The sequence below is a fragment of the Mycobacterium sp. 1423905.2 genome, assembly GCF_001673155.1.
Taxonomy (GTDB): Bacteria; Actinomycetota; Actinomycetes; order Mycobacteriales; family Mycobacteriaceae; genus Mycobacterium.
In genome coordinates, this window is the sequence record NZ_LZLE01000223.1 from 1 (window position 1) to 9,076 (window position 9,076).

Below are 9,076 nucleotides of genomic sequence, written 5' to 3' on the forward strand. Positions count from 1 at the left end.
GCGCACCCGCCAGACCCACCTCGGAGAGCAGACCGCGGCCACCGCCGCGCACGCCGAGTCCGTGGGCCTCGTCGACGATGAGCAGCGCCGCATGGCGACGGCATACTTCGTGCAGCTCCCGCAGTGGTGCCAGCGCACCGTCGGCGCTGAACACCGAGTCGGTGACCACGACGGCACGCTCTTCAGTGCGGGCGGCCAAGGCGGATTCCACGGCGTCGACGTCACGGCTGGGCGTCACCACCACCCGGGCCCGCGAGAGCCGGCACGCGTCGACCAACGAGGCGTGCGAATAAGCGTCCGACACCAGCAATGACCCGGGACCGGACAAACTGACGACCGCGCCCAGATTGGCCGTGTAGCCAGAGGAGAACAACAGCGCCGAGGACGCGCCGACGTATGTGGCCAGCTCCGACTCAAACTCTTGGTGCAGCTCGGTGTTCCCCGTGACCAGGCGCGAACCCGTGGAGCCGGCCCCCCACACCCGCAACGCTTGGACGCCGCCGTCGATGACGTCGGGATGCTGCGACAACCCCAGATAGTCGTTGGACGCAAGATCCAGCTCAGTGGCCACCGCCGGACGCGGCCGTAGCGAACGACGCAGCCCCGCCTCGCGGCGTTGCCGCTCCACCGCAGCCAACCAGGCCAGCGGTGACGTCTCGATCTCTGCCTTCATCGGGTTTCAGCCTACGAGTCGCGCGACCTCGACCATCGCCGAGGTGATCTGCGCGATCTCCTCGGGGGGACAGATGTACGGCGGCATCGCGTAGACCAGGTTGCGGAACGGCCGCAGCCATACGCCTCGGTCCAGTGCGGCCGGGGTGGCGATGGCCAGGTCCACCGGGCGGTCGCATTCGATCACGCCGATTGCCCCGCAGACCCGCACGTCGGTGACCGCCGGCAAGGCGCGCGCGTGTTCCAGACCGGCCGCCAGTCCGGCCGAGATCTCCGTCACGCGCGACCGCCAGTCTTGGCTGAGCAGCAGCTCGGTGCTGGCTACCGAGACCGCGCACGCCAGCGGGTTGGCCATGAAGGTCGGGCCGTGCATGAGCGCGCCGGCCGCGCCGCCACTGATGGTGTGCGCGATGTCGGTGGTGCATAACGTAGCGGCCAGACTGAGGTAGCCGCCGGTCAATGCCTTGCCGACACACATGATGTCAGGACTGACCCCGGCATGGTCGGCGGCGAACAACGCGCCCGTGCGCCCGAAGCCGGTGGCAATCTCGTCGAAGATCAGCAGCACCCGGTGACGTCGGCAGAACTCGCGCAGGTCCGGCAGATACCGCGGGTCGTGGAAGCGCATGCCGCCGGCGCCTTGGACGACGGGCTCGACGACCACCGCAGCGAGTTCGTCGGCGTGCCGGGCCAACTGCTGCTCGAACGCCTTGACGTAGTCGGAGTGGTAGTCGCGGGGCACTTGGGGGGCGAAGACTTGGGGCGCCAGGACGTCGGCCCACAGCGAGTGCATGCCGCCCTCGGGATCACAGATGCTCATCGGCGTGAAGGTGTCGCCGTGGTAGCCGCCCCGCCACGTCATCAGCCGCCGCTTGGCGGGCAGGTCCCGGCTGCGCCAATACTGCAGCGCCATCTTCACCGCCACCTCGACCGACACCGAACCGGAGTCACTGAAGAACACCGTGTCCAGGCCGTCCGGGGTGATGTCGACCAGCAGCTTGGCCAAGCGTGCTGCGGGCTCGTGGGTGAGACCGCCGAACATGACGTGGTTCATTGCGGCCAACTGCGCGGCGAGTGCCGCGTCGAGAACGGGATGTCCATGCCCGTGGATGGCCGTCCACCATGAACTCATCGCGTCGAGCGCTTGAATCGGACGGCCGTCGCGGATGAGCGTGAGCCAGGCGCCGCGGGCGGCGACCGCGACCACCGGGGGCACCACTTCCGCGCCGATCGTGCTGTACGGATGCCAGAGGTGGGCGGCGTCGATCGCGCTGATCTGATCGGGCGTCAATCCGGGACTCGCCGCAGCCATGGAGACCGAGACTAATGCAGCCAGACAGCGGCCCCGTCGCTGGAAAGTCGCACAAACCCCGACCATCCGGAAGCATGCATGACATGGCTTCGCCGAATCAGCCCGAGGACACCCATCCCGGCCCGACGGCCGACTACCCCGCGGTGGACGACGGCCCGGTCAACCAGCCGCCGCGCATCCTCAGGCTGCGCATCGCTCCCTGGGACGTGATTTGCACGCTGGCGCTGTTGGGAGTGCTCCTCTACCTGGTCACCAGCACGGGGTGGACCGAGCAACTGTTCGCCTTCACCGACCGCGTGTGCTTGAACGAAGAATGCCCTCCGGTGCCCTATGGCGTGAACTACTACATCTTTCCGGTGATGTGGGGCGGCATCGGGGCCGCCGTCGCGGCCGCGGTGCTTGGCCCGTTCGTCTCCATGCTGAAGGGCTGGTACATGTCCTTCTGGCCGATCATCGCCATCGGCGTGCTGACCCTCGCCTCGGTGCTCGGTTATGCCCTGACCGGATTCAGCGAACGTTATTGGCACTGAGCCGCATCCGTTTGGTCACGCCGCGGCAACGCCGCTGAGATCCGAATCACAACTGCGCGCACGGAATTCGACGCTGCAGTCACCGTCCGATCACGTTCCGACAAAAAATGTTTGCGGCCCTGGCTATCGCACCACTCTGTTGTCAGAGTGTCTGTAGTGACTGGTGTGAATAACGGGCTAACCGATGATTCACGTTCCCCAATGTCATGCAGCGGCGTTAGCCCCGACGTGGCGGCCGACGCGCGCAGTCACCGCGCGAAGGCACTAAGGGTCCCCGGGCCCAGGAGGTTGAAACCCATGAAACGCATCTCGTCGTTCGCGATCGGCCTGGCCATGCTGGCCGCCCCGATCGCGGCGCCCGTCGTGATCATCCCCGCAGTGGCCGCCGCCGATCCGGCTACCCGGCCGATGGATTACCAACAGGTCACCGATGCGGTGATCGCTCGCGGCCTGTCCCAGCGCGGCGTTCCGTTCTCGTGGGCCGGCGGCGGCGTCAACGGTCCTAGCCGCGGTACCGGAACCGGCATCAACACCGTGGGGTTCGACGCCTCCGGGCTGATGCAGTACGCCTACGCCGGCGCCGGGCTCAAGCTGCCGCGGTCCTCCGGGCAGATGTACCGGGTCGGACAGAAGGTGCTGCCCCAGCAAGCCCGCAAGGGTGACCTGATCTTCTACGGTCCCGAGGGCACCCAAAGCGTCGCGATGTATCTCGGCAACGGCCAAATGTTGGAGGTGGGCGACGTCGTGCAGGTGTCGCCGGTTCGCTCCAGCGGCATGACGCCCTACCTGGTCCGGATCCTCGGCGCGACCAACCAACAAACGCCGCTCCCCCAGGCGCCTGCCCAGCAGGCTCCCGCTCAGCAGGCACCGGCGCAGCAGGCGCCCGGCCAACAGGCACCGCTGCCGCAGACTCCCGGCCAACAGGCACCGTTGCAGCAAGCCCCGGCGCAGCAGGCTCCGACCCAGCAGGCGCCGCTACAGGCCGCCGCGCCCGCACAACCGGCACCGACTCAGGCGGGACCCCTGCAGCCACTGCAGCCCGCGCCGGCGCAGCCCGCCGCACCGGTGCAGCAGGCGCCGTTGCAGCAGATGCCGCTAATCCAGCCACCGCTGCAGCAGTTGCCCGCGCAACAGGCGCCCGTGGCGCCCGCACCGCAGGCACCTCTGCTGCCCACGCCCCCGGCTGGGTAAGCTTCGTCACCTTGCGTTAGCCGCCACTTGCTTCTTGACCCTGGGTGCTGGTGTTCATCAATCCGCTGACCAGCCACGCCGAAGGGTCTTGCGCCAGGAAGCCAGTGGCGGCTTTCGGTAAATTAACGGAGATCATGCCGACCCTGTCCCCGCCTCTCCCGTCCGCCGCCGACGCGGCGGGGACCGGCATGGGGACCCGCAGCGCGGGTTTCTACCGACATGATCTCGACGGTCTCCGCGGGATTGCGATCGCACTCGTCGCCGTGTTCCACGTCTGGTTCGGTCGAGTCTCCGGCGGAGTGGATGTGTTTCTCGCGCTTTCCGGATTTTTCTTCGGCGGCAAGGTCATTCGCTGCGCTCTGCGACCCGCCGGGTCTCTGTCCCTGGTCACCGAGGTCACCCGGCTGATCCGACGCCTACTGCCCGCGCTGGTCGTCGTGCTCGCCGGTTGCGCCCTGCTGACCATCGGGGTCCAGCCAGAAACCCGTTGGGAGACGTTCGCCGATCAAAGCCTGGCCAGCTTGGGCTACTACCAGAACTGGGAGTTGGCCAACTCCGCCTCGAACTACCTGCGCGCGTCCGAAGCCGTCAGTCCCCTGCAACACATCTGGTCGATGTCGGTGCAGGGACAGTTCTACATCGCCTTCCTGCTGCTCATCGCCGGCTGCGCCTACCTGTTTCGGGGTCGCCGCTTGCGCCGCGTCTTGGTGGTTCTGCTCACCGCGCTGACGATGGCGTCGTTCCTCTACGCCGTCTCGGCACACCAGACCGATCAGGCGACCGCCTACTACAACAGTTTTGCGCGCGCTTGGGAACTGTTATTGGGCGCGCTCGTTGGCGCCTTGGTTCCCTACATCCGCTGGCCGATGTGGCTGCGCACCGCCGCCGCCACCGTTGGGCTGGCGGCGATCCTGTCTTGCGGCGCGGTTATCGACGGCGTCAAGGAGTTTCCCGGCCCGTGGGCGCTGGTCCCAGTGGGCGCCACCATGCTGATGATCCTGGCCGGTGCGAACCGGCAGAGCCGTCCGGACACCAGCGATCGGCTGCCGCTGCCCAACCAGGCGCTGGCCGTCGCGCCGTTGGTCACGCTGGGCGCCATGGCCTATTCGCTGTACCTGTGGCACTGGCCGCTGCTCATCTTCTGGCTCTCCTACAGCGGCCACCGCCGCGCGAACTTCCTCGAGGGCGCGGCGATTTTGCTGGTATCCGGTGTGCTGGCGTACCTGACGAACAGGTTTGTCGAAGACCCGCTCCGCTACCGCACACCCGTCACCACAACGCCCTCCCCTGCCATCCCGTGGAGACTGCGGCTGCGCCGCCCGACGATCGCGCTGGGATCGGTGATCGCGTTGCTCGGTGTCACCCTCACCGCGACCTCGTTCACGTGGCGTGAACATCTGATCGTCGAACGCGCTTCCGGCAAAGAACTCAGCGGGCTCAGTGCCCTGGACTACCCCGGGGCCCGCGCGCTGACCGAACACGTACGGGTGCCGAAGTTGCGGATGCGGCCCACCGTGCTAGAAGTCAAGAACGATCTGCCCGCGTCCACCAGGGACGGCTGTATCAGCGACTTCTTCAATCCGGCGGTGGTCAACTGCACTTACGGCGACACCGACGCCCCCCGGACCATCGCGCTCGCCGGCGGGTCGCACGCCGAACACTGGCTGACCGCGCTTGACCTGCTGGGCCGGGTCCACCACTTCAAAGTGGTGACGTATCTGAAGATGGGTTGCCCGCTGTCCACCGAGCAAGTCCCGCTGATCATGGGCAACAACGCCCCTTACCCCCAGTGCCGCGAATGGGTGGAGACGACGATGGCCAAGCTGGTCAACGACCGCCCCGACTACGTCTTCACCACCTCGACGCGGCCGTGGAACATCAAGCCCGGCGACGTCATGCCCGCCACCTACACCGGGATCTGGCAGACGTTATCCGACAACAACATTCCGATCCTCGCCATCCGGGACACCCCGTGGCTGGTGAAAGACGGGCAACCGTTCAACGCCGCCGATTGCCTGGCCAAGAACGGCACCGCCGACTCCTGTGCCCTCAAGAGGTCCGACCTGCTCTCGGAGTACAACACCACGCTGGATTTCGTCGGGCAGTTCCCGTTGCTGAAACCACTGGACATGTCCGACGCGATCTGTCGGGCCGACGTGTGCCGGCCAGTGGAAGGAAATGTGCTGGTCTACCGCGATCCTCACCATCTGACGCCGACCTACATGCGGACCTTGGCGCCCGAGTTGGGCCGCCAGATCGCGGCCCACACCGGTTGGTGGTAACACTCGGCGCCGGCCCAACCCCGTTAAGGTCGAATGATGTCGTCGACCGAGGGATCTTTCGATAACGCCGACACAGCCCCGTCATTGGCCACGATATGGCCCGGAACACCGTTTCCGCTGGGAGCCACCTACGACGGCGCGGGCACCAACTTCTCGCTGTTCTCCGAGGTCGCGGAGAAGGTCGAGCTGTGCCTGATCGCCCGCAACGGCGAGGAAACCCGCATCAATCTCGACGAAGTCGACGGCCACATCTGGCATTGCTACCTGCCCGGCATCACCCCCGGGCAGCGCTACGGCTTTCGGGTGCACGGGCCGTGGGACCCGAATCAGGGTCATCGGTGTGATCCCAGCAAGCTGCTGCTCGACCCCTACGGCAAGTCATTCGTCGGCGAATTCACCTTTGGCCAAGCGTTGTTCTCCTATGACCGCGAAGTCGCGGCCAAAGACCCGTCGGAGACCGGGTCTCCCCCGATGGTTGATTCCTTGGGCCACACCATGACCACCGTGGTCGTCAACCCGTTCTTCGACTGGGGCTCGGACCGCGCTCCGGGCACGCCCTACCACGAGACGGTCATCTACGAGGCGCACGTCAAGGGCATGACGCAGACCCATCCCGGAATACCCCAGGAATTACGCGGCACCTACGCGGGCTTGGCCCACCCGGTGGTCATCGAGCATTTGAAATCACTGAACGTCACCGCCATCGAACTCATGCCAATCCACCAGTTCATGCACGACGAGCGGTTGCTCGACCTCGGTCTGCGGAATTATTGGGGTTACAACACTTTCGGCTTCCTGGCTCCGCACTACCAGTACGCATCCAACCGCCACGCCGGCGGGGCGGTCCCCGAATTCAAGGCGATGGTGCGCGCCTTTCACGAAGCCGGCATCGAAGTCATCCTCGACGTGGTCTACAACCACACCGCCGAGGGCAACCACCTCGGTCCCACCATCAACTTCCGCGGCATCGACAACGCCGCGTACTACCGGCTCGTCGACGGTGATTTGCGCCACTACAAAGACTTCACCGGCACGGGTAACAGTCTCAACGTCCGTCATCCCCACACCCTGCAGCTGATCATGGATTCCCTGCGGTATTGGGTGCTCGAGATGCACGTCGACGGCTTCCGCTTCGACCTGGCCGCCACCCTGGCCCGCGAGTTCTACGACGTGGACCGGCTATCGGCCTTCTTCGACCTGGTTCAGCAGGACCCAGTGGTCAGTCAGGTCAAGTTGATCGCCGAACCCTGGGATGTCGGTGAAGGTGGCTATCAAGTCGGCAACTTTCCAGGTTTGTGGACCGAATGGAACGGGAAATACCGCGACACCGTGCGCGACTACTGGCGGGGCGAGCCCGCGACCTTGGGCGAGTTCGCTTCCCGGCTGACCGGGTCGTCGGACCTGTACGAGGCTACGGGCCGGCGTCCCAGCGCCAGCATCAATTTCGTTACGGCGCATGACGGATTCACCTTGAAAGACTTGGTGTCTTACAACAACAAACACAACGAGGCCAACGGTGAGGACAATAGGGACGGCGAAAGCTACAACCGGTCCTGGAACTGCGGCGTCGAAGGCCCGACCGACGACCCGGAGATCGTCGAGCTGCGTTGCAAACAGATGCGCAACATCATCGGCACCCTGATGGTCAGCCAGGGCACTCCGATGATCTTGCACGGCGACGAAATCGGCCGTACCCAGCTGGGCAACAACAACGTCTACTGCCAGGACTCGCCGGTGTCCTGGATGGACTGGTCCTTGGCTGAGAAGAACGCCGACCAGTTGACGTTCACCCGGCGAGCAACGGCGTTACGCAAAAAACACCCGGTGTTTCGCCGACGCCGCTTTCTCAAAGGGCAGCCCATCCGCAGCGGCGCCGAAGTCCGCGACATCGCCTGGCTGACTCCGGCCGGCAAAGAGATGACCGCCGAAGATTGGGACAACGACTTCGGCAAGAGCATTGCGGTGTTCCTCAACGGTGAGGCCCTGCACGAGCGCGATCGCCGCGGCGAACGGGTAGTCGACGACTCCTTTCTGTTGTGCTTCAACGCCCACGAGCATGAGGTGAACTTTGTGATGCCCCACGACGACTATGCCCGGCAATGGACGGTGGAATTGGACACCACCAGTCCGACCGGCGCCGCAGAACTCGTAGTCAACGACAGCGACGAGATCGTGTTGCCGGCACGATCCCTGCTCGTGCTGCGTAAGACGTTGTGACACATGGCCTTACCAATAACCTCAACCTACCGGCTGCAACTGCGCGGCGAGTCCAGCGGGTTCGCCTTCACCTTCGCCGACGCTGAAGGTCTCCTCGACTACCTCGACGACCTCGGCGTCTCGCACCTGTACCTGTCGCCGATCATCACCGCAGTCGGCGGCTCGACCCACGGCTACGACGTGACCGACCCGACGACCGTTTCGGCTGAGCTGGGTGGCCCGGAGGGGCTGGCCCGGCTGTCGGCGGCGGCACAGGACCGCGGGATGGGACTCGTCGTCGACATCGTGCCCAACCACGTGGGGATCGACAAACCCGAACAGAACCCGTGGTGGTGGGATGTCTTGCGACACGGCCGCGAATCGCAGTACGCCACCTACTTCGACATCGACTGGGACCTCGACAACGGCCGAATCGTCCTGCCGGTCCTCGGTTCTGACGACGACGTCGCCGACCTGACCGTGGATGGCGACGTGTTGCGACTCGGTGACCTGGCCTTCCCCATCGCCCCCGGTACGGGTGAGGGCAGCGGGCCCGACGTGCACGACCGGCAGCACTACCGATTGGTCGGCTGGAAACGCGGCATCTGCGGTTATCGTCGGTTCTTCTCGATCACGATCCAGGCGTCTGGGCCGACCAGTTCGCGCAACCAGTCCAGATAGCCGCACGGGTTGGACAATCCATCCGGGTGGTCAATGCGCACGCCGGCAACCAACCCCTCGGTGAACCACCGTGCCACTTCGGCGTGGCTGGCCTCGAACACCGCGCGGTCTTCTTGGCGCAAGCCCGCCAGCGAGGTGATCGAGAAGAACCGACGATAACCGCAGATGCCGCGTTTCCAGCCGACCAATCGGTAGTGCTGCCGGTCGTGCAC

Annotated in this window: 5 protein-coding genes and 3 pseudogenes; 5 read left to right on the forward strand and 3 right to left on the reverse strand. The window is 65.6% G+C overall.

The features are described 5' to 3' along the window. Both A9W95_RS13690 and A9W95_RS13695 read right to left on the reverse strand, forming a co-directional pair. The coding region (locus tag A9W95_RS13690; protein ID WP_156746190.1) for an aminotransferase class I/II-fold pyridoxal phosphate-dependent enzyme at positions 1–673 on the reverse strand (673 nt) is incomplete at its 3' end. Between the two features lie 6 nt (positions 674–679). Continuing rightward, positions 680–1,984 (reverse strand): adenosylmethionine--8-amino-7-oxononanoate transaminase, encoded by a 1,305-nt coding sequence (locus tag A9W95_RS13695; protein WP_067413395.1) that lies wholly within the window; start codon positions 1,982–1,984, stop codon positions 680–682. Positions 1,985–2,067: 83 nt separating this feature from the next. On the opposite strand from A9W95_RS13695, the gene A9W95_RS13700 reads away from it, so the two are divergent. The 5 genes and pseudogenes from A9W95_RS13700 to A9W95_RS13720 all read left to right on the forward strand — a co-directional run. Beyond that, on the forward strand, positions 2,068–2,514 hold the full coding sequence (locus A9W95_RS13700; protein ID WP_067413410.1) for a hypothetical protein: 447 nt from the start codon (positions 2,068–2,070) through the stop codon (positions 2,512–2,514). Positions 2,515–2,811: 297 nt separating this feature from the next. Then, positions 2,812–3,501 (forward strand): annotated as a pseudogene (gene ripD / locus A9W95_RS13705) (NlpC/P60 family peptidoglycan-binding protein RipD); the annotation flags it as partial. A 338-nt stretch (positions 3,502–3,839) separates the two neighbouring features. Further along, a complete protein-coding gene (locus A9W95_RS13710) occupies positions 3,840–5,987 on the forward strand; it encodes an acyltransferase family protein (RefSeq protein WP_067413400.1) in 2,148 nt (715 codons plus the stop codon). Positions 5,988–6,023: 36 nt separating this feature from the next. After that, positions 6,024–8,204, forward strand: a complete 2,181-nt coding sequence (gene glgX, locus A9W95_RS13715; protein WP_082983083.1) for a glycogen debranching protein GlgX — start codon at positions 6,024–6,026, stop codon at positions 8,202–8,204. Between the two features lie 3 nt (positions 8,205–8,207). Next, positions 8,208–8,819: pseudogene (locus A9W95_RS13720) on the forward strand (alpha-amylase family glycosyl hydrolase); the annotation flags it as partial. Here the strand turns inward: A9W95_RS13720 and A9W95_RS26310 are convergent. Further along, a pseudogene (locus A9W95_RS26310) lies at positions 8,795–9,076 on the reverse strand (malto-oligosyltrehalose synthase); the annotation flags it as partial. The pseudogenes A9W95_RS13720 and A9W95_RS26310 overlap by 25 nt on opposite strands.